This is a genomic window from Microlunatus sp. YIM B11417 (assembly GCF_059617205.1).
The window spans coordinates 823,119-843,893 of the sequence record NZ_JCAMPJ010000001.1 but is presented as its reverse complement, the minus strand read 5'-3'; the positions used below and the strand labels follow the sequence as shown (position 1 = coordinate 843,893).

Genomic DNA, 20,775 nt, shown 5'->3' with positions numbered 1-20,775 from the left:
GGGGCGCCTCAGCGAGGCAGCAGGCCGACCTTGTCGTAGACCTCGGCCACGGTGGCGGCGGCGATGGACCGGGCGCGCTCCGCGCCGGCGGCCAGGATGCCCTCGAGCTCGGTGCGCTCCTCGATCAGGCCGAGCGCCCGTTCCCGGTACGCACCGCCGACCTCGCCGACGACGTCGGCCACGGCACCCTTCAAGTCCCCGTACCCCTTGCCGGCGAAGGAATCCACCAGTTCCTCGATCGACGTCCCGGTCAGCGCGGACAGGATGGTCAGCAGGTTCGCCACGCCCGGCTTGGCCTCCTCGTCGTAGCGGATCTCCCGCTCCGAGTCGGTGACCGCCGACTTGATCTTCTTGATGTTGATCTTGGGCTCGTCGAGCAGCTCGATGATGCCGGCCGGCGAGGACGACGACTTGCTCATCTTGCCGACCGGGTCGGCCAGGTCCGCGATCCGGCCGACCGACTTGACGATGTGCGGCTCCGGCACCACGAACGTCCGGCCGTAGCGATGGTTGAACCGCGCCGCCAGGTCCCGGGTCAGCTCCAGGTGCTGCCGTTGATCTTCGCCGACCGGCACCCGGTCGGCCTTGTAGATCAGGATGTCGGCCGCCATCAGGATCGGGTACGTGAACAGGCCGACACTCGCCTGATCACCCAGTCCGCGGGCCGACTTGTCCTTGAACTGGGTCATCCGGTTGGCCTGGCCGAACCCGGTCAGGCAGCCGAGGATCCAGCTCAGTTGGGTGTGCTCGGGCACGTGCGACTGGATGAAGATCGTCGACTTCTCCGGATCGACTCCGGCCGCGATCAACTGCGCCGCGCTGCGCAGGGTGCGCTGCCGCAGCTCCTTCGGGTCCTGCTCGACGGTCAGCGCGTGCAGGTCGGCGACGCCGTAGAACGCATCATGATCATCTTGCAGCGGCACCCACTGCCGCAGCGCGCCCAGGTAGTTGCCGAGGTGCAGCGAGGCCGCGGTCGGCTGGACCAGCGAGAGCACCCGAGGCTTCGTGGTCCGGTCGTCCCGGCCCTGCGCGCCGGCCGTCGCGGCCGGATCTGCGGTCGTCGTGTCAGCAGACATGGGCGACATTGTTACTCACCCGCCGCCGGACCCGGCGCACCGGGCTCGTGCGGGTCAGCCTCCGGAGCCCGGCTCGCCGCCGGGTCGGTGTCCGGCGGCGGCTCGGCGGCGAGCTCGGGCGCATCCAGCCGGCGGACGCCGACCGCGGTCACCCGGCGCCCGCTCAGCTCGGCGACGCGCAGCTCGAACCGGACCGGGACCACGTCCTCGTCCTCCGGGTCGACCGGGCCGACCACCTCGACCAGCAGGTCGCCGACCTTGGCCAGCCGGCCCAGCCGGGCCACCACGAATCCGGCCACCGTGTCGTACGGGCCGTCGGGCAGCGGCAGGGTGAACCGGTCGGCGAACTCGTCCAGCGTGGTCAGTCCGTCGATGATCACCTCGCCGCCGTTGTCGGCCGGCCGTTCGGTGACGATGTCGTACTCGTCGGTGATGTCGCCGACCAGTTCCTCGACCAGGTCCTCCATCGTGACGATGCCGGCCGTGCCGCCGTACTCGTCGGCGACGATCGCCAGGTGTGCCGAATCGCGCCGCATCATGGTGAGCGCGTGCAGCACCCGTACCGTCTCGGGCAGGGAGAGCACCGGCCGGACCAGTTCGCGGACCGGCACCGTGCTCCGGGACGGGTCGCTGTGGAAGAGGTCCCGGACGTGGATGAAGCCGAGGATGTCGTCGGCCGACCGGCCGGTCACCGGATACCGGGATCGCGGCGCGTCGGCGGTCTCCCGGACGGCGCGGTGCACCGGCATGTCCCCGGGCAGGAAGTCCACCTCGGTCCGCGGCACCATCACCTCGCGCAGCCCGCGGTCGCCGGCGGCGAAGACGTCCTCGACGATCTGCCGTTCCTCCGCGCCGAGCGTCGAGGAGGTGCTGACCAGGGAGCGGATCTCCTCGTCGGTCACCTCCTCGCGGGCGGCCTTCGGGTCGCCGCCGAGCAGCCGGACCAGGCCGTCGGTGGAGACGCCGAGCAGCCAGATCACCGGGCGGGCCAGCCGGGCGATAAAATCGACCAGCGGCGCGAGCGCCAGCGCGAACGACTCCGCCCGCTGCAGGGCCAGCCGCTTCGCGGTCAGCTCGCCGACCACGATCGAGACGTAGGAGATGATGATCGTCACCACGACCAGGGCGATCGTGCCGCCGACGGCCTCCGAGATCGGCAGCACCTGGGCCAGCAGCGGCCCCAGGTCGTCGGCCAACGTCGCGCCACCGAACGCGGCGGACAGGAAGCCGGCCAGGGTGACGCCGATCTGGACGGCGGACAGGAACCGGTTCGGGTTCTCACTCAGCCGGGCGACGGTCCGGCCGCTCTTGCTCCGTTGGGCGAGTTGTTTGACCTGGCTGTCCCGCAACGAGACCAGGGCCATCTCGGCGGCGGCGAAGACACCGCCGATCAGGATGAAGACGAAGATGACGAGGATGTTCAGCAGGGTGTCGTTCACGGACACACCTGCTGCGTACTGTGACTTTCCCCGTCGTCGGTCGGCGCAGCCTCGGCATCCGGCACGGGGCCCGGATCCGGCGCGTGTTCGCTGATCACCGGCGTTACTTTAGTGCCGTGCCGTCCCCCTCGGGGACGGCGCGGCCTGGGGTGTTGGATAGGGCCATGGCGACCGATCGGCCGAGTGCCGGAGACCGGCACGGCCGGGTGTTCCCCGACGAGGTCCCGATCCTGGCCGATCCGTCCGGACGGATCCGGCTGCGGGCCCACACCGAGGCCGATCTGCCGGCCATCGTCGAACAGAGCAACGACCCCGACGCGCGGCGCTGGACCCCGGTCCCGATCCCGGCCGACGGGTACGGGCTCGCCGAGGCCCGCGAGTACGCCCTCGGCGTCATCCCGGCCGGCTGGCGGTCCGGGACCGGCTTCGGCTGGGCGATCGACGCCGTCCTCGGGCATGGCCACCGCTATGCCGGCTCGGTCGACCTCGGGCTGCGCGACGACGGCAGTGCCGAGATCGGGTTCAGCCTGCATCCGGCCGCCCGTGGCCACGGCGTGATGAGCACCGCGGTGCGGCTGGTCCGTGATTATGGCTTCGACAGGTTGGGGGTACGGGTGCTCCGCTGGCGCGCCCGGGTCGGCAACTGGCCGTCCCGACGGGTGGCTGCCGCGGCCGGCTTCCGGTTCGACGGCCGGATCCGGCGATCGCTCGACATCCGCGGTGAGCTGGTCGACGGCTGGGTCGCCACGATGACCTGCGACGATCCGCGGCAGCCGATCCGGCTGCCCGAGAACCCCGTCCTGACCGGGGAAGCCTCCCCGTCCGGCCCGCCGGTCCGGGTGCGGCCGTACACCGAGGACGACGCGGAGCGGCTGGTCCAGATCTGCACCGATCCGGCGGTCCGGCGCTTCGCGCCGCGGCTGCCGTACCCCTACACGAGGCGGGATGCGGTGGAGTTCGTCGAGTCGCTGCGCGAGGCCGCCGCCACCGGCCGCGGCTTCGGCTGGTGCTACACGGATCCGGCGACCGACGTCGCCGCCGGCACGATCACCGTCGCCCTGTCCGACGCCGGCCGCGCCGAGCTCGGCTACTCGGCCCACCCGGACGCGCGCGGGCGCGGCCTGACCAGTGCGGCGGTGCGCACCGTGGTCGACTTCCTCAGCAGCCGTACCACCGGGCTGTCGGTTCCGGTGCGTTCGGCCCTGATCCGCTGCGCCGCGACAAACGCCGGTTCCCGGCGGGTCGCGGAGCGGGCCGGCTTCGCGCTGGTCGGGACCCAGCCGGCCGCCGAGGTGCTCGCCGACGGGACGGTGGACGATCTCCTGTTGTTCCATCGCGTGTGCCACACTCGCTGAGTGACTTTGCGGATCAGCGTCATCGGGACGGGCTATCTGGGCTCGACGCTCGCCGCCGGACTGGCCGAGTTCGGCCACGAGGTGATCGGCGTCGACGTCGTGCCGGAGGTGGTGAAGAAACTCAACGCCGGCCAGCCGCACATCTTCGAGAACGGCCTGGAACACCTGCTGGAGCAGCACACCGGGTCCGGTCGGCTCCGCTTCACGCTGGACTACGACGACATCGCCGACTGGGCCGATGTGCACTTCCTGACCCTCGGCACACCCGCGCTGCCGGACGGCTCGGCGGATCTCAGCCAGCTGCACGCGACCATCGACGCGCTGGCGCCGAAGCTCACCAGGCCGGCCCTGGTGGTCGGCCGGTCGACCGTTCCGGTCGGCACCGCGCCCGCGCTGCAGGAACGGCTCCGGCGGCTCGCCCCGGCCGGCGACGGGATCGAACTGGCCTGGCAGCCGGAGTTCCTCCGCGAGGGCTTCGCGGTCGGTGACACGCTGCGGCCGGACCGACTGGTCTTCGGCGTGCAGTCCGATCACGCGCTCCGCCTGCTCGAACAGGCGTACGCGATCCCGCTGTCCGAGGAGACCCCGGTGATCACCTGCGACCTGGCCACCGCGGAGTTGATCAAGCAGGCGGCGAACACGTTCCTGGCGACCAAGATCAGCTTCATCAACGCGATGGCCCAGCTGTGCCAGGTGGCCGGCGGCGACGTGACCGTGCTGGCCGACGCGCTGGGCCTGGATGCCCGGATCGGCCGCGGCCACCTGAGCCCGGGCCTCGGCTTCGGCGGTGGCTGTTTCCCCAAGGACATCAGGGCTCTGGCGGTACGGGCCGACGAACTCGGCGTGAACGTCCTGAGCGACTTGATCAAGAGCGTCGAGGTGATCAATTCCGCCCAGCGGATCGAGCTGGCCGAACTCGCGATCGACCAGGTCGGCGGCGACATCGCGGGCAAGAAGGTCGCCGTCCTCGGTGCCGCCTTCAAGGAGGGCACCGACGACACCCGGGACTCCCCCTCACTCACCGTCGCCGACCATCTCCATGATCGCGGCGCGATCGTCGAGGTGTACGACCCGCAGGCCCACCTCGCCCCGCGGGACGGATTCACCCAGGTCGGCAGCGTCACCGAGGCCGTCCGGGACGCCGACATCGTGCTGCACCTGACCGCCTGGCCCGAGTTCCGCTACCTGGATCCGAGCGAGCTGGGCCCCCTGGTCAAGTCCAAGATCATCATCGACGGCCGACTCAAGCTGCACGCGCCCACCTGGCGCGACGCCGGCTGGAAGCTGGTCCAGATCGGCCGAGCCGCCACCCTCTGACCCTCCGCCGACCGGTCAGAAGAGCAGGCGTTCTGACGGCGTGTCGCTGCGGAAGTGACCGGTCGCCGCAGCCTGGTGAGGACCCCGGACCTGCGGGTAGGGACCTAGCGGAACGTCCGGGCGGCCGAGGCGAACGCGTCGGTCAGCCAGGTGTCGTCACGGCGGGACGGGCGGGCCGGCGGGACGACCCGTACCGAGCCGCAGCGGCGGGCGGCCAGCCGGGCCGCCTGCGCGGCATCCTCCTGGGCGTCGCCGCCGACCCCGACGTTGGCGCGGCCGTCGGTGAAGATCACCAGTTCCACGGCCGGCGGGTCGTAGCGGCCGGCCAACCCGGCCGCCAACAACAGCGCGGAAGCCAGCGGGGTGCCGCCGCCGGCCGGCAGGCGGCGCAGGCAGAGCAGCGCCTTGGCCCGGCTGCGGGTCGGGGCCAGGCCGAGGACGGCCCGGCTGCCGCGAGCCAGCACGATCGCCACCTCGTCCCGCCGCTGGTACGCGACGTCGAGCAACCCGAGCGCCAGCGCCTTCGCGGTACGGACGGCGTCGCGGCCCATCGATCCCGACGCGTCGACGATCATGATCGTCAACCGGCCGGCCCGCCGCCGGCGCAGCTGGCCGCGCAGGTCCTCCGGCGCGATGATCACCCGGCCCGGGCGGCCGCCGGACCGGACCTGCTGCCAGGGCAGCGCGGTCCGCAGCGTCGGCAGCAGCGCCAGTGGTGCCCCGCGCCGCCCGTACGGCACCACGCGGCCCGGCCGGCCCCGGGCCCCACCGGTGATCACCGCGCCGCGACGTCCGGCCGGTGCGCGGCGGACCCGGGCCGGCGGCGGCCCGGCCGCGTCCGACCGGGCCGGCGGCAACGGTTCGGCCGCCGCCGTCGGCTCGCTCTCGTCGGAGCCGGCGTCCTCGCCGCGTCGCGTTCCGGGCGCTGCACCGCCCCGGCGATCCGGCCCTCGGTCGGCTCCGTCGCTCCCATCCTGACCTTGATCCGGCCTGTCGTCGCGACCCCCGTCGCGACGGCCCGATTCCCGGTCGCCGTCCTGATCATGGTCGCCGGCGTCGTCCGGCACAGCCGGCACCTGGGCCGCCGTGACGGCGCGGGGACCGAAGACATGATCGATCAGGATCGGCCGCGGATCGGCCCCGGCCCGGTGCACCAGTTCGGCCAGCCGGGCCGCACCGAGCTCCAGTCCATGATCGGCGATCCCGTGGCCGTCGGCCAGTTCCACCACCGTCGTCACGATCCGCTCCCGGGCGTCCTCCGCTCCGGCCACGGCGCTGGACGGATCCGGCAGCAGCCGCCCAGCCAGGAGGTCCCGGAGCGAGACGAGGCCCGGCGGGAGGTCGACCACGGCACAGCACCGGCGGGCCAGCGCCGCCGGCAGCGCAGCCAGGGCGGGGGCGGAAACGATCACCGCGGGAAGCCTGGCCAACCCGGCGGCCAGCTCCGGCTCCACCAGCTCCGCGGTGGCGACCATGATCACCGCACCCGTCCCGAGAGGCTCGAGCTCGCCGGCGGCCAGGCCGGGCGGCACCGGCCGGACCCGGTGACCACGTTCCACCAGAGCCAGGGCCAGCTCGCGCCAGACCCGCTCCCGTACCAGGGCATCACCGGTGACCACCAACCCGGGTCCCGGGTCCTCCAGGATCGCCGCCAGCAGCGTGGGATCGATCATGATCACGCCGGTACGGGAGCCGGGCTGATCACCGACCGGACCAGGTCCAGCAACCGCCGGTCGATCGTCTCGGCGCTGTCGAACGCCTCCCGGTGCACCCGGTGGCGCAACGCCAGCAGGGCATGATCGACAACGTCGCGCAGCTCGACCTGTTCGGCACCCCGCAACGCCGCGCCGGCCCGGGCGACATAGCTCAGCACCACCTCGCCGCGATGCCCGATCGCCCCGGCGGCGACACAGAGCTCGATGATCGACTCCAGCACCGCGTCCGGCAGCAGCACGGCCTCGAGCCGCCGGCGTGCCTCGGCCACGCTCGCCGCGAGCTCGACCTCGGCCGCAGACCAGCGCCGGTAGAACCCGTCCCGGTCGTCGGCGAACTCCAGCCGGCGCCGGATGATCTCCCGCCGTACGGCCGGGTCGCGCTCGGTGGACACCGTCGTGGCCAGGCCGAACCGGTCGGTCAGCTGCGGCCGCAGCTCGCCCTCCTCCGGGTTGCCCGATCCGACCAGGACGAACTCGCACGGGTGCCGGTGGCTGATCCCCTCCCGCTCCACCACGTTGACCCCGGACGCCGCGACGTCGAGCAGCACGTCGACCAGGTAGTCGTCGAGCAGGTTCACCTCGTCGACGTAGAGGAACCCGCGGTGCGCGGCGGCGAGCAGGCCCGGCGCGAACCGCCGCTCGCCGGTGGTCAGCGCGGCCTCCAGGTCGATCGAGCCGATCACCCGGTCCTCGCTGGCCCCGAGCGGCAGCGTCACGACCACGCGGTCCGGGTCGGTCAGCGCGAGCAGCTGGCCGAGCGCGCGGACGGTGGTCGACTTCGCCGTGCCGCGGTCGCCGAGCGCCAGCACGCCGCCGATCCGTGGATCCACGGCGCACAGCAGCAGCGCCCGCTTCAGTTCGACCTGGCCGGCGACCGCGCTGAACGGGAAGACCGGTGGTTCGTTGTCGATCATGGGTTCTCCGTTTTCGATCATGGTCCGTTTCCGATCATGGTCAGGCGGCCGACGGCCCGACTCCTTCCACCGCGTCCTCGAGCAGGTCGGCGACCTGGTCGAGCCGGGCCCGTTCGGCGGGACCGGGCTGCCACAGGCCGCGCCGGTCCGCCTCGTCGAGCCGCAGTGCCATCGACCGCACGGCGGCCGGGTTGACGGCCGCCATCCGGTCCCGCAGCGCGTCGTCGAAGAGGAACGTCGCCGCGGCGGCGGAGTAGATCCAGTCGTCCACGGCGTCGACGGTCGCCGACCAACCGAACGTGTTGTCCAGCCGCTGCGCCACCTCCCGTACGCCCTGGAAGCCGTGCTCGAGCATCGCCTCGTACCAGCGCGGATTGAGCAGCCGGGTCCGGGACTCCAGCCGCAGCGCCTCGTCGATGTCGCGGACCCGGGCCCGCGGCGAGTACGTGTCGGACACCAGCACCCGCGGCGCCCGGCCGCCGGCCGCCTTCACCGCGGCCGAGACCCCGCCGAGGTATTCGAAGTAGTGGTCGCTGTCGGCCAGCGACCGTTCCACTGAGTCGAGATTCTGGAAGGTCACGTCGACCGTGGCCAGCACGGACCGGAACAGCCGGCCCGCCTCGGCCCCGGTCAGGCTCACTCCGTAGGCGTAGCCCTGACGGTTCGCGTACAGCTCGCCGAGTTCGAGATCGGTCTCCCAGGTCGAGGCGTCGACGACGTGGTTGACACCGGAGCCGTAGTCGCCCGGCGCGTTGGAGAAGACCCGGGTGGCGGCGTCCGCGACGTCGATCCCGAGCTCGCGGGCCTGCTCGAGGGCGTGCTTGCGGACGTAGTTCTGCTCCGGATCCTCGTCGAGGAGCGCGACCGCCCGGATCGCCTCGTCCAGCAGCGCCATCGCCTGCCCGAACAGGTCGCGGAACACCCCCGAGGCGGTCAGGACGACATCGATCCGGGGCCGACCGAGCGTCGCCGGGTCGATGATCCGGAACCGGTTGACCCGGCCGTGCGAGTCGGCGTACGGCTCGACGCCGAGCAGCGCGAACGCCTGGCCCAGCGTCTCGCCGCGGCTCTTGATCGTTTCAATCCCCCAGATCACCAGCGCCACCGATTCGGGCAGGTCCCCGGTGTCGGTGAGCTTGTCCAGCAGGGCCTGCGCGGAGGCGCGGCCGCGCCGCACCGCCGCCGCGGTCGGGATGGTGGTCGGGTCGATCGAGTACGTGTTCCGGCCGGTCGGCAGCACGTTGGGCTCCCGGATCGGGTCACCGCCCGGCCCCGGCGGGACGAAGCCGCCGTCCAGGGTGTGCAGCAACGCGCCGAGCTCGTCGTTGCGACCCAGTTTGATCATGGTGTCGGCCAGGTAGTCGTACCAGGCCGGATCATGATCATCGCCGGGCCGGCCGTTGATCACCGCGTCGACCAGCGCCTCGGCCCGGTCCGGCTCGTCGATCAGGCCGGCCAGGCCCCGCTCGTCGCACCCCTGGTCGCAGCAGGCGCGCAGGATCGCCCGGGTGTCCTCGGGCGCCATCCCCCGGCCGAGCCGGTGCAGCCCGACCGAGATCAGCGTCTCCGCGACCTCGTCCAGCGTCGCGGCCAGCCGCTCCAGATAGGTCGCCGGGTCGGAGGTCGCCAGGTCGGCGTCGACGTCGTGGTGCAGGCCCTCGGCCTCGGCGGCCTCGGTGATCGTGGCGAGCCGCTGGGCCCGGAGCGCCGGAGCGGCGGCCAGGCAACCCGCGATGTCGTCCCGCAGCCCCCGCAGCCTGCCGTCCAGTTCGGCGTCGGCGAGCGGCGGCGAGAGGTGGTTGACGATGGTGGCCGCCGAACGGCGCTTGGCGATCGCCGCCTCGGACGGATTGGACGCGACATAGAGATAACTGTGCGGAATCGCGTTCAGCAGGTGATCGGAGAAGTCGGTCCGGACCAGCCCGGTCTGCTTGCCCGGCATGAACTCCAGGGCGCCGTGGGTGCCGAAGTGCAGCACCAGATCCGGGTCCAGGTGCCGATCCAGCCAGGTGTAACAGGCCGCGAACGCGTGGGTCGGGGTGGCATCCGGCTTGGCCAGCAGGCCGGCCGGATCGGCACCGTAGCCACGGGACGGCTGGAAACAGACCGTGACGTTGCCGAACCGGGCGCCGTGCACCTCGAAGGCCTCGCCGTCGTTGTCGAACTCCCCCGGCGCCGGTCCCCACGCCGCGGTGATCCGGCGGCCGGCCCGGTACTCCCGCAGATAGTCGGCCGCGGGGTAGCGGGCGAGCACCCGTGCGGTCGCCGGCGCCGCGCGCTCGACGACGGCGTCGAAGGTCGCCTCGGCATCCTCCGGTACGTCCACCCGGTAACCCGCCCCGGCCAGCGCATCGAGCAGGGCCTGCAGCGAGGCCCAGACGTCGAGCGAAGCCGCGGCGCCGATCGCGCCCTTCTCCGGAGCGTGCGACACCAAGATCACCGCGATCCGCCGGTCCGACACCGGCTTGGCCCGGAGCCTGATCATCCGGCCGGCCAGTCGGACCAGCCGGTCGAGTTGATCATCGACGGCGACCAGTTCGTCGGTCGCGGCGTCCCGCCCGGCGATCACCAGCGGCGCGATCCCGCCCTGCAACTCCGGCACCGCGAGCTGCATCGCCACCGTCGTCCGGGACAGCCCGGTCGGGTCGGCCAGCCACTCCTGCAGCGTCTGGTTGCTCAGCGTGACCGTGGCGATCATCGGTACGTCCGCGCGGGCCAGCGCGGCCAGCCCCTCGGCCAGTTCGGGCGAGCCGTGCTGGCCGCTCAGAGTGAAGCCGCGGGTGTTGATCCAGAGCCGGATCCCGTCCGCGTACGGCTCCAGGTCGACGGCCAGGTCCGCGGTCGAGCCGAACCAGCCGACCGCCGGGTGACCGGACCCTTCCAGCCGGTCGAACAGTGCCCGCAGGTGCCCGTCGTTGCCGCTGAACAGCTGGCTCCGCGAGCAGGCCACGACGATCACCGGCGTCCCGCGCGCGGGCACGGTTCCGGCGGGATGCCAGAGCCCGTGCTCCGGCTGCGGTTCGGGGACGCCGAGATCGTCCACCGGCCGGCGGTCCGCTCCGGTCCGACGGGCCAGCAGGCGTAGCGCGAGCACGAGGTTGCCGACACTGAGCTGGCGGAAGCACATGATCACCAGGGCGAGCGTCCGGAGATCACCGGCCGGCAGCCGGTGCGCCGTCGTGGCCGCAGCACGCAGGATCGGCCCGAGCTCGGCCGGCACCGGCACGCCCGCCGCGGCCAGCGCCCCCGCAGCGGCCATGATCGACTCCCGGCTCGGCCCCGCCCGCCCGGACGGGTCGAACGCTCCGAGGCGGGCCTGATCGAGGAGGCCCTGGTCGGCCAGCAGCAGCGGTACGACAGCGAGGCCGGGCCGCTCCATGATCAACTCCAGCAGCGGGCCGCAGACCCGGGGATCGGCGGTCGAGGTGAGCAGCACGTCCGCGCCGTCCAGCGCCGCCGCCACCGACGGATCGTCCGCCAGTACGGCCGGGCCGGGGACGCGACGCCACTCGGTGATCAACTCCCCTGCGTCGGCGAGCTGTTCGATCGCCCGCCGGAGCGGCAGCGCGGCCGCCTGTTCGAAGCCGACCGTCGCAAGGACCAGGCGTGGCGGATCCATCATGGCGCCGACACCAGGTCGGGATGCAGCCAATGCGCGATCGCTTCCAGGGCGTCGATCCCGCCGGAGCCGGACGACATCGCGGCGGCCGGCAGGACCAGGATCCGCCCCTCCGCCACCGCCGGTACGGCCGCCATGCCCGGCGACCCGAACAGGTGGTCGTACTGCCCCCGGCCCTTGCCGGTGCCGTCCAGCACCACCAGCTCCGTGGGTGCCGCCGAGATCAGCTGCTCGGTGGCGGCCGGCTGGCTCTTCTGCAGGCCGAGCACGTCGCTCACCTGCCGGGCCCCGGCGGCGCCGAGGACGGCCTGGTTGATCGAGCCGGGCCCGGAGAGATAGATGGTGTCACCGATCACCCGCAGCTGGCCGGCCAGCGGACGTTGATCATCGGCGAGCCCGGCGGTCGCGTCGGCGACCCGCTGCCAGCGCGCCTGGTAGTCCTTGATCAACGTCTCGGCCGGGGTCTCGGCACCCAGGGCGCGGCCGATCAGTCGGACGTTGTCGGCGTACATCGCCGGATCGGACCAGGTGTTGGTGATCGCCAGGATCGGCACTCCGGCCTGCTCCAGGATCGCGAACGCGTCGCTCTCCGCATCGTGTCGCGTGGTCACCAGCACCAGGTCCGGATCGAAGCTCAGCACGGACTCGGGATCGGCACCGGTGGCCGATGCCAGCCGGCCGGCCACCCGGCTCGCCTCGGCGGAGCGCAGCGACTGGTGCGGGTTCGTGTTCAGCGTCGGTACGGCAGCGATCCGCTCCGGCTCGACCAGCTGCAGCGCGACGTCGGCCACGTCGGACGACAGCGCGACCACCCGCTGCGGTGCCCCGGCGAGCGTCACCGACCCGCCCGGGTAGTCGATCGTCCGCGGCCAGTCCGCGCCGTCGGCCACGCCGCCCCCGCCGGCCCCCGGCGGTGCGGCCGCCGTCCCGGCACAGCCGCTCGCCATGATCAACAACAGCAACGGGATGATCAACCTTCTCATCGGAGTTCTCCTTCCCGGTCCACGGCGTCCAGGGCCGTGACCGTGATCGTCTTCAGGTCTGGATGGGGCCGGACGGACGCCGTCACGCCGAAGGCGGTCCGGATCAGGTCCGGCCGCAGCACGTCGCCGGGCGGCCCGTCGGCGAGCAGCCGACCGCGGTCCAGCAGCCAGAGCCGCTCGCAGCACCGGGCCGCCAGTTCGAGGTCGTGGATCGCCACCACGACCAGGCAGCCGGTCGCGGCGACGGCCTCGATCAGCCGCAGCACGGTGAGCTGGTGCCGCAGGTCGAGCGCGGAGACCGGCTCGTCGAGCACCAGGATCCGGGGTTGTTGCGCCAACGCCTTCGCGATCAGCACCAGCTGCCGTTCGCCGCCGGACAGGGTGGTGATCACCCGGTCGGCCAGCCCCGCGGTGCCGGTCCGCTCCAACGCCGCCGCGGCGAGCTCCCGGTCGGCCGGGCCCTCGACCCCGAACCGGCCGAGGTGCGGATGCCGGCCCATCAGCACCACGTCGCGGACGGTGAAGCCGAAGTCGACGTTCGTGTTCTGCGGTACGAACGCGACCGTGCGGGCCAGCTCCCGGGCCGACCAGCCGCGCACCGCCCAGCCGTCGATCAGCACCGCACCGGAGGCCGGCCGGACGGTGCCGGCCACGGTGCGCAACAAGGTCGACTTGCCGGCACCGTTCGGCCCGATCAGGCCGATCACCGCACCGGCCCCGGCGGCGGCGGTGACCCGGTCCACGATCGTCGTGGCACCGCCGGTCACCGTGACGTCGCTGAGTTCCAGCAGGGAGGGCGTGGCCATCAGAGCCGCTCCCGGGTGGACCGGACGACGAACCAGAGCAGCACCGGCGCACCGATCAGCGCGGTGATCACGCCGACCTGCAGCACCACCGGCGCGAACACGGTGCGCGCGATCAGATCGGCCAGGATCAGGAACGTCGCGCCGCCGAGCGCGCTGGCCGGCAGCAGCACCCGGTGATCAGGACCGGCGATCAGCCGGATGGCATGCGGCACCACCACGCCGACGAACGAGATCGTGCCGGACACCGCGACCGAGGCCCCGGTGATCAACGCGGCCAGCAACAGGATGATCATCCGCGTCCTGGTGACGTCGACCCCGCCGGCGCGGGCCTGCTCGTCGCCGAGGCCGAGCACGTTCAGCTCCCGGCCGAAGGTCATGATCAACACCAGCCCGAGCCCGACCGGGACGATGATCAACCCGACATGGTCCCAGGTCCGTGCCTGCAGCCCGCCCTGCAGCCAGAACACGATGCTGCGCAGGTCGTCGTCGGTGTCGGCGGTCGCGACCATCATCGAGATCACCGCACCGAGCAGCGCGTTGATCGCGATGCCGACCAGCAGCAGCGACGAGACCAGCCGGCGGGCGTTGAGGGCCGCGACGCCGAGCACCACCGCGATCGCCGCGGCCGATCCCAGGAACGCCAGCCCGGGCAGGATCCAGCGGCTGATCGAGGTCAGCCCGAAGTAGAGCGCGATCACCGCGCCGAGCGCGCCGCCGGCGGAGACCCCGACCACGCCGGGCTCGGCGAGCGGGTTCCGGAACACGCCCTGCAGAGCAGCTCCGGCGACGCCGAGCGCCGCCCCGACGAGGGCCGCGACGATCACCCGCGGCAGCCGTACCTGCAACACCACCACGGTGTCCCGCGGCGAGGCCAGGTCCGCCGGTCCCCAGCCGAGCCGGCCCGCGATGATGTTGATCACCTCGCCCGGGCTGAGATCGGCGGTGCCGAGCGCGACGCCGGTCCCGGCCGCGATGATCAAGGCGACGAACAAGATCATTCCGGCCAGCCCGAGCCGCGACCCCACACCGAGTCTGGTCGGCAGACCGAGGCCGGCCGTCATCGGATCGGGGCCGGGGAAGGAAGAAACGGTTCAATCGCGGCGCCGCGCACCCTTGAGTCGCCGACGCTCACCTGGTCCTGGGTCCGGAGCGCCACCCCAGCTCCGTACCGCTGAATCCCCCGAGTCATCTGCATACGATAACCATTTTCATTTAAGGACTCAGCAGACCATCCGGTGAGTGGACATTCGACCCCCTCGAAATCCACAAAACGGCTGCTGCAAAGCTGGCCGGAGCCGCCGTGTTGCGATCCCGTATCAGCCTGGTCAATGATCGGATACGGTTGCAGCGGTTCGTCAGCGAACACGAATGCGCAGGGTTACCCTTCCGACGAACGAAGCAGATGCCGGCGAACGGCCTGACCCAGACAAGGATGTGATGTGACTACGACAGTCGCCGCCCCAGCAACTGCCGGCCGCCGGTCCGACCGCACCACTCCACTGCCGCTTCGGATCTGGCACAACTACGTTCTCCGCCGTGTGCTGCGCGCGATCTTCGTCATCTGGATCGTCGCCACCGGCGTCTTCTTCCTGGTCCGGCTGCTGCCGGGCAACCCGGTCGACGTCTACATCAACACCCAGATCGCGATGTACGGCCTCTCCTACGAGGCGGCCGCGGCCCAGGCCGCCGCGCTCTTCACGTTCGACCCGAACACGCCGCTGCCGCTGCAGTACCTGAACTACCTGGCCGGCATCGTCCGTGGCGACTTCGGGATGTCGATCCTGTCCCCCGGCACCACGGTGCTGGACAAGATCGCGCTGCACCTGCCGTGGACCTTGTTCAGCGTCGGCCTCGCCCTGCTCATCTCGGTCGGGGTCGGCCTGCTGCTCGGGATGGTGATGGCCTACCGGCGCAGCGGTGTGATCGACCACACCGTCAGCACGGTGGGCAGCGTGTTCCACGCGATCCCCAACTACCTGCTGGCGATCTTGATCGTGCTGATCCTGGTCGCGATCCAGCCGGACGACCCCAGGTCGCCGCTGAACTTCGCCCGGATGCGCGGGCACAGCTCGCCCGGCGTCGAGCCGCAGTTCACGCTCGCGTTCTTCTCGGACGCGATGTATCACGCGACGCTGCCGATGTTGACCTACATCCTCACCACGGTGGGCACCTGGGCCCTGGTGATGAAGTCCTCGACCACCCAGATCCTCGGCGAGGACTACGTCATGGTGGCCCGGGCCCGCGGTCTGTCCGGCTTCAGGATCGGCAGTCAGTACGTCGGCCGCAACGCGGTGCTCCCGCTGGTCGCGCAGATCGCGACCCAGGCCGGCTTCGTCGTCGGCGGGGCGATCTTCGTCGAGAAGACCTTCCAGTACGACGGCATCGGCATCACCCTCTTCGAATCGGTGAACGCCCGCGACTACCCCGTGATCCAAGGGATTCTGCTCGTGGTGACGATCACCGTGGTGCTGGCCAACCTGGCCGCCGACCTGATCTACAGCGTGCTCGACCCGCGCATCCGTACCGATGAAGGGGGGAACTGATGTCGGCCGCGACCACGCCCGTCGCCTTGCCCCGGGCCAACGCCGCCAAGGGCTTCCTCCGTGAGCTGACCCGCAGCAAGGCGGGCTTCGCCGGCTTCGTCCTGGTCGCTCTGATCGTCGGCATGACGATCGTCGCGCCGTTCGTGGTGAGCGCGGACAACCCGACCGACCTGGAGAAGATCTGGGGCCGGCCCTCGCTGGAGCATCCGCTCGGCACCGACGGCAGTGGCAAGGACACGCTGAAGCAGATCCTGCTCGGCGGCCAGACCGTGATCTTCGTCGGCTTCGCCGCAGCGGCGATCACCACGGTGATCGCCGTGGTGATCGGCGCCCTGGCCGCCTACTTCCGCGGCCGGTTCGACGCGGTCATGCTGCAGCTCACCGACATCGTCATGACGATCCCGCAGATCGTCCTGCTGGCGGTGATGGGAGCGTTCTTCCGGCTCGATTCGCCGGTCGCGCTGGCGGTGCTGATCGGGGTGCTGTCCTGGCCGGTGCTGATGCGCTCGATCCGGGCCCAGGTGCTCTCGCTCAAGGAGCGTGAGTTCGTCGAGGCGGCCCGGCTGCTCGACCTGGGCACCCTCCGCGTGGTGTTCGTCGAGATCGTGCCCAACATGGCCTCCTACATCTTGATCAACTTCATCATCGCGGTGACCAACGCGATCTATGCCCTGGTCGGGCTCTACCTGCTCGGCCTGGCACCGCTGGCCGGTGCCAACTGGGGCATCATGATCAACGACGCGTGGATCAAGGGGGCCATGTTCAACCAGGACGCGATCCTCTACATCGTCGCGCCGGTGACCATGATCGTGCTGCTGCAGCTCGGGCTGATCATGTTGACCCGCTCCCTCGAGGAGATCCTGAACCCAAGGCTGAGAGACCGGTGATCACCTTGTCCGAACCCGAACAGGACGACGCCCCGATCCTCTCCGTCCGTGATCTGGTGGTCCGCTACCGGACCGGCGCCGGCTCCGAGGTGGACGCCGTCCGCGGCGTCTCGTTCGACCTCTACCCGGACCAGTCACTGGCCCTGGTCGGCGAGTCCGGCTGTGGCAAGACCACGCTCGGCCTGGGCCTGCTCCGGCTGCTGCCGCGGCTCGGCACCATCCCGTCCGGCAGCGTGATCTATCGCACCGCCGAGGGCCGCGAGATCGATGTGGTCAAGCTGGACCGCGGGCCGTTGCGGCGCTGGCGCTGGCGCCAGGCGGCCATGGTGTTCCAGGGCGCGATGAACTCGTTCAACCCGGTGCTCCGGATCGTCGAGCAGATCGGCGACACGCTCCGGGCGCACGCCGACGGCGCGAAGCCGAGCCGGGCGGAAGTGATCGAACGCGGCTCGGACCTGCTCCGGGCGGTCCGGCTGGAACCGGCCCGGGTGCTGTCCAGCTATCCGCACGAACTGTCCGGCGGCATGCGGCAGCGCGTGCTGATCGCGATGAGCCTGCTGCTGGAGCCGCGCCTGCTGGTGCTGGACGAGCCGACGACGGCGCTGGACATCCTGACCCAGCGCTCGATCGTCGACGTCCTGGCCGAGCTCCGGGAGCGGCACAAGTTCGCGATGATCTTCATCTCGCACGACCTCGGCGTCGCCGCGGAACTGGCGGACCGGGTGGCCACCATGTACGCCGGCCAGATCATCGAGACCGGGACCAGCCGGGACATCTTCTACTCCCCGCGGCACCCGTACACCTCGGGTCTGATCAACGCGGTCCCGCCGGTGGCCGGCGACCTGCCGGAGCTGGCGTCGATCGGCGGTTCGCCGCCGAGCCTCACCGCGCTGCCGCCCGGCTGCTCGTTCCAGCCGCGCTGCAGCTACGCGGTGGATCAGTGCGGGCTCGAGCAGCCCCCGCTGCTGGAGATCGAGGCCCGCGGCCGCGGCCGTGATCATGAGGCGGCCTGCATCCGCTGGCAGGACGTGCGGCACGAACGGAAGGTGATCGACCGTGTCTGATCCCGGTTCCAGCTCGACCCCGCTGATCAGACTCAACGAGGCGTCCCAGGTCTTCAAGACCAAGCGCGGCGACGTCCCGGCGGTGGACCAGGTGAGCTTCCAGGTCAACCCGGGCGAGGTGCTCTGCCTGGTCGGCGAGTCCGGCTGCGGCAAGACCACCAGCGCCCGGATGGCGGCCGGCCTGAACCGGCCCACCGGGGGCACCGTCGAGTTCGGCGGCAAGGACATCTGGACGATGGACAAGCCGGAGTTCGTGAACTTCCGGCGCGCCGTCCAGTACGTGCACCAGGACCCCTACGCCTCGCTCAACCCGATCCGCTCGATCGGCAAGACGCTGACCGCCCCGTTGCTCAAGCACAAGCTGGCCAAGAACGGCGGTCAGGCCGAGCAGCTCGCCGGGGAACTCCTGGAGCGGGTCGACCTGAAGCCCGCCGACGCCTACCTGGCCAAGTTCCCGCACCAGCTGTCCGGCGGCCAGCGGCAGCGGGTCGCGGTGGCCCGGGCGCTCACCCTGGACCCGAAGTTGATCATCGCCGACGAGTCCACCTCGATGCTCGACGTGTCGATCCGGGTGGGCATGCTCAACATGCTGGGCCGGCTCCGGGACGACCTCGACGTCGGATTCCTGTTCATCACCCACGACCTCGCGATCGCCAAGTATTTCGGGTGGTCCGGCCGGATCGCCGTGATGTACCTGGGCCGGATCGTCGAGTTCGGCCGGACCCCGGACGTGATCAACAACCCGCAGCATCCGTACACCCGGGCGCTGCTCAACGCCGTGCCGGAACCCGACCCGGATCTGGCCCGGACCAAGCTGCCGGACGGGGGGCTGCGCTCCGCGGACATCCCGAGCCTGCGCGACCTGCCGGCCGGCTGCCCGTTCCACCCGCGCTGCCCGCAGTACGAACCGGGAACCTGCGACACGGAGCGCCCGGAACTGCTGTTCACCGAAGAAACGCGTAGCGTCGCCTGCATCGTCGAGCAGCGGGAACGAGCCGCGCATGCCTGAACTCAGCAGAGCGATCCTCGTGCTCGCCTGCTTCATCACCATCGGCGCGTTGCTGATGCTGCTCGTGGTGCGTCCCGGGACCGGGGCGTTCGTGATCAGCGTGGCGACCGTCGGCGTCGGGGTCGGCATCGGAGCCGTCGCCGTCGTCCTGCATCACCTGACCCATCGCAATTCGACGAAACAACGCAGTGTTCGTCGCGAGGAGGAGAAATGACCGAAAACAAGCCATCCCTGTCGCGGCGGACGCTGCTGCAGGCGACTGGCCTCAGCACCGTCGTCGCCGGCGCCGGTGGCCTGGCCACGGCTTGCGCACCGGCCGAGCCGAACACGCCGCAGGGGTCCGGCCCGGCCGGCACGGGCGGCGAGTTCCACGGCGGCTGGCCGTACAAGCAGCCGCCGGAGGGCAACTTCAACAACGCCGGCGTCCCCTTCGCCGGCATCCCGTACCGGATCCTGACCGACTCCCCGTACGGCGACCTGATCTGCCTCCCGTCCGGCATGTACTACTGGGCCGACAAGAAGTGGGAGCTGTACCTGGCCGAGTCCTACACGCTCGATTCGAAGGCCAACACCTTCACGGTCAAGGTCAAGTCGGGTCTCAAGTGGAGCGACGGCAGCGCGATCACGTCGAAGGACTACCTGACGACGTTCTGGTGCCAGTTCATCCAGCGCACCTCGCTGTGGAACTACGTCACCAAGCTGGACGCGCCGGACGACCAGACGTTCGTGATCACGATGAACCAGCCGTCCACGGTGGTGGAGCGCTACATCCTGCGCAGCAACATCATCGCCACGTCGGTGTTCGGCGAGTGGGCCGACAAGGCCGCCGCCCTGCACGCCTCCGGCAAGGACATGTCGTCGCCTGACGGCGAGAAGCTCGGCACCGAGTTCCAGAAGTTCCTGCCCAAGGAGTACGTGGCCAGCGGGCCGTTCAACATCGACTACAAGGCCGTGTCGAACACGCAGATCAACATGGTCAAGAACCCGACCGGGTTCGCGGCCGACGTGGTCAAGTTCGACAAGATCGTGATCTACAACGGTGAGACCCCGGAGATCACGCCGCTGGTGCAGCAGAAGGAGGTCGACTACGCGACCCACGGCTTCCCGACCGCCTCGGAGAAGTCGTTCCAGTCGGCCGGCTTCCGGATCCTCCGGCCGCCGGTCTACTCCGGCCCGGCGCTGCTGTTCAACCTGGACAAGCTGAAGGAGTTCGGCGACCCGCGGGCCCGGCAGGCCGTCGCCCACATCATCGACCGCAAGGCCAACGGTACGGTCGCGCTCGGCGAGTCGGGCAAGGGTGTCGAGTTCATGGCCGGGTTCTCCGACAACCAGGTCCCGGACTGGCTGTCCGCCGAGGACCAGGGCAAGCTCAACAAGTACGAGCTCGACCTGGACAAGGCGGCCCAGCTGCTCACCGACGCGGGCTGGAAGAAGAACGGCAACGCCTGGACCACCCCGCAGGGCAAGGCCGCCGAGTACGAGATCCAGTTCCCGCAGACCTACGCCGACTGGTCGGCCGCGGCCACCAACGCGGCCGAACAGCTGTCCGCGTTCGGGATCAAGGTGGTGCCACGCGGCGTCGACGACAAGCAGGCTCCGGTCGACATCGACAAGGGCGCCTTCCAGCTGGCGATCCAGGCCTGGGGCGCGTCCAACCACCCGCACCCGCACTTCGCGTTCGTGCAGGACCTCTTCACCCACAACATCCCGATCGCCAAGAACCAGGGCGGCAAGGGCATGGCGTTCGAACTGAAGACGACCACCAAGGCGTTCGGCGCGATCGATCTCCAGGAGGCCGTCACGGCGGCCGGTTCCGGCCTGGACGAGGCCGCTCAGAAGGCGAACGTGACCAAGATCGCGATCGCGTTCAACGAGCTGCTGCCGATGGTCCCGCTGTTCGAGCGGTACGGCAACAACCCGGCTCTGGAAGGGACGCGGATCAAGGCGTTCCCGCCGGACGGCGACCCGATCCTGGCCAACGCCCCGTACGCGGACAACTTCGTGATCATGTGGATGTTGTCCGGGAAGCTGGAGCCCGGCGCCTGACG

The 20,775-nt window shown here is 70.9% G+C and carries 16 protein-coding genes; 8 read left to right on the top strand and 8 right to left on the bottom strand.

Features of this window, described 5'->3' with window-relative positions; translation table 11 throughout:
• Positions 1 to 8: 8 nt before the first annotated feature.
• Entirely contained in the window at positions 9 to 1,076 is a 1,068-nt protein-coding gene (gene trpS / locus AC6CCG_RS04305) for a tryptophan--tRNA ligase (RefSeq protein WP_496653213.1), read from the bottom strand.
• Between the two features lie 11 nt (positions 1,077 to 1,087).
• Positions 1,088 to 2,515 carry a hemolysin family protein gene (locus AC6CCG_RS04300; protein ID WP_496653212.1) on the bottom strand — a complete coding sequence of 476 codons (1,428 nt, stop codon included), beginning with the start codon at positions 2,513 to 2,515 and terminating at the stop codon, positions 1,088 to 1,090.
• A 164-nt stretch (positions 2,516 to 2,679) separates the two neighbouring features.
• Here AC6CCG_RS04300 and AC6CCG_RS04295 point away from each other — a divergent pair, with 164 nt between their 5' ends.
• Together AC6CCG_RS04295 and AC6CCG_RS04290 are read left to right on the top strand one after the other, a co-directional pair.
• Complete coding sequence (locus AC6CCG_RS04295) at positions 2,680 to 3,870, top strand: GNAT family N-acetyltransferase (RefSeq protein WP_496653211.1); 1,191 nt, start codon at positions 2,680 to 2,682, stop codon at positions 3,868 to 3,870.
• The gene (locus AC6CCG_RS04290) at positions 3,871 to 5,187 is read left to right on the top strand and encodes a UDP-glucose dehydrogenase family protein (RefSeq protein ID WP_496653210.1); all 1,317 of its coding nucleotides are present in this window, start codon (positions 3,871 to 3,873) and stop codon (positions 5,185 to 5,187) included. It begins immediately after the preceding gene.
• 104 nt (positions 5,188 to 5,291) lie between these two features.
• On the opposite strand, the gene AC6CCG_RS04285 is transcribed toward AC6CCG_RS04290, so the two are convergent.
• The 6 genes from AC6CCG_RS04285 to AC6CCG_RS04260 are packed head-to-tail and all read right to left on the bottom strand — an operon-like array spanning position 5,292 to position 14,285.
• Complete coding sequence (locus AC6CCG_RS04285) at positions 5,292 to 6,860, bottom strand: VWA domain-containing protein (protein WP_496653209.1); 1,569 nt, start codon at positions 6,858 to 6,860, stop codon at positions 5,292 to 5,294.
• Between the two features lie 2 nt (positions 6,861 to 6,862).
• Entirely contained in the window at positions 6,863 to 7,816 is a 954-nt protein-coding gene (locus tag AC6CCG_RS04280; RefSeq protein WP_496653208.1) for a magnesium chelatase ATPase subunit I, read from the bottom strand.
• Between the two features lie 40 nt (positions 7,817 to 7,856).
• Positions 7,857 to 11,438 (bottom strand): cobaltochelatase subunit CobN, encoded by a 3,582-nt coding sequence (locus AC6CCG_RS04275; protein WP_496653207.1) that lies wholly within the window; start codon positions 11,436 to 11,438, stop codon positions 7,857 to 7,859.
• Complete coding sequence (locus tag AC6CCG_RS04270; RefSeq protein WP_496653206.1) at positions 11,435 to 12,418, bottom strand: ABC transporter substrate-binding protein; 984 nt, start codon at positions 12,416 to 12,418, stop codon at positions 11,435 to 11,437. Before AC6CCG_RS04270 ends, AC6CCG_RS04275 begins: the two co-directional genes overlap by 4 nt.
• Complete coding sequence (locus tag AC6CCG_RS04265; RefSeq protein ID WP_496653205.1) at positions 12,415 to 13,224, bottom strand: ABC transporter ATP-binding protein; 810 nt, start codon at positions 13,222 to 13,224, stop codon at positions 12,415 to 12,417. Before AC6CCG_RS04265 ends, AC6CCG_RS04270 begins: the two co-directional genes overlap by 4 nt.
• Positions 13,224 to 14,285, bottom strand: a complete 1,062-nt coding sequence (locus AC6CCG_RS04260) for a FecCD family ABC transporter permease (RefSeq protein ID WP_496653204.1) — start codon at positions 14,283 to 14,285, stop codon at positions 13,224 to 13,226. The genes AC6CCG_RS04265 and AC6CCG_RS04260 overlap by 1 nt, the downstream gene beginning before the upstream one ends.
• Positions 14,286 to 14,663: 378 nt before the next feature.
• On the opposite strand from AC6CCG_RS04260, the gene AC6CCG_RS04255 reads away from it, so the two are divergent.
• The 6 genes from AC6CCG_RS04255 to AC6CCG_RS04230 are packed head-to-tail and all read left to right on the top strand — an operon-like array spanning position 14,664 to position 20,773.
• Positions 14,664 to 15,767, top strand: coding sequence for an ABC transporter permease (locus AC6CCG_RS04255; RefSeq protein WP_496653203.1), 1,104 nt, complete (start codon positions 14,664 to 14,666; stop codon positions 15,765 to 15,767).
• A complete protein-coding gene (locus tag AC6CCG_RS04250; protein WP_496653202.1) occupies positions 15,767 to 16,654 on the top strand; it encodes an ABC transporter permease in 888 nt (295 codons plus the stop codon). The genes AC6CCG_RS04255 and AC6CCG_RS04250 overlap by 1 nt, the downstream gene beginning before the upstream one ends.
• A complete protein-coding gene (locus AC6CCG_RS04245; protein WP_496653201.1) occupies positions 16,651 to 17,718 on the top strand; it encodes an ABC transporter ATP-binding protein in 1,068 nt (355 codons plus the stop codon). The genes AC6CCG_RS04250 and AC6CCG_RS04245 overlap by 4 nt, the downstream gene beginning before the upstream one ends.
• Entirely contained in the window at positions 17,711 to 18,727 is a 1,017-nt protein-coding gene (locus AC6CCG_RS04240) for an ABC transporter ATP-binding protein (RefSeq protein ID WP_496653200.1), read from the top strand. The genes AC6CCG_RS04245 and AC6CCG_RS04240 overlap by 8 nt, the downstream gene beginning before the upstream one ends.
• Complete coding sequence (locus AC6CCG_RS04235) at positions 18,720 to 18,941, top strand: hypothetical protein (protein ID WP_496653199.1); 222 nt, start codon at positions 18,720 to 18,722, stop codon at positions 18,939 to 18,941. The genes AC6CCG_RS04240 and AC6CCG_RS04235 overlap by 8 nt, the downstream gene beginning before the upstream one ends.
• A complete protein-coding gene (locus AC6CCG_RS04230; protein WP_496653198.1) occupies positions 18,938 to 20,773 on the top strand; it encodes an ABC transporter substrate-binding protein in 1,836 nt (611 codons plus the stop codon). Before AC6CCG_RS04235 ends, AC6CCG_RS04230 begins: the two co-directional genes overlap by 4 nt.
• The last annotated feature ends 2 nt before the right edge of the window (positions 20,774 to 20,775 follow it).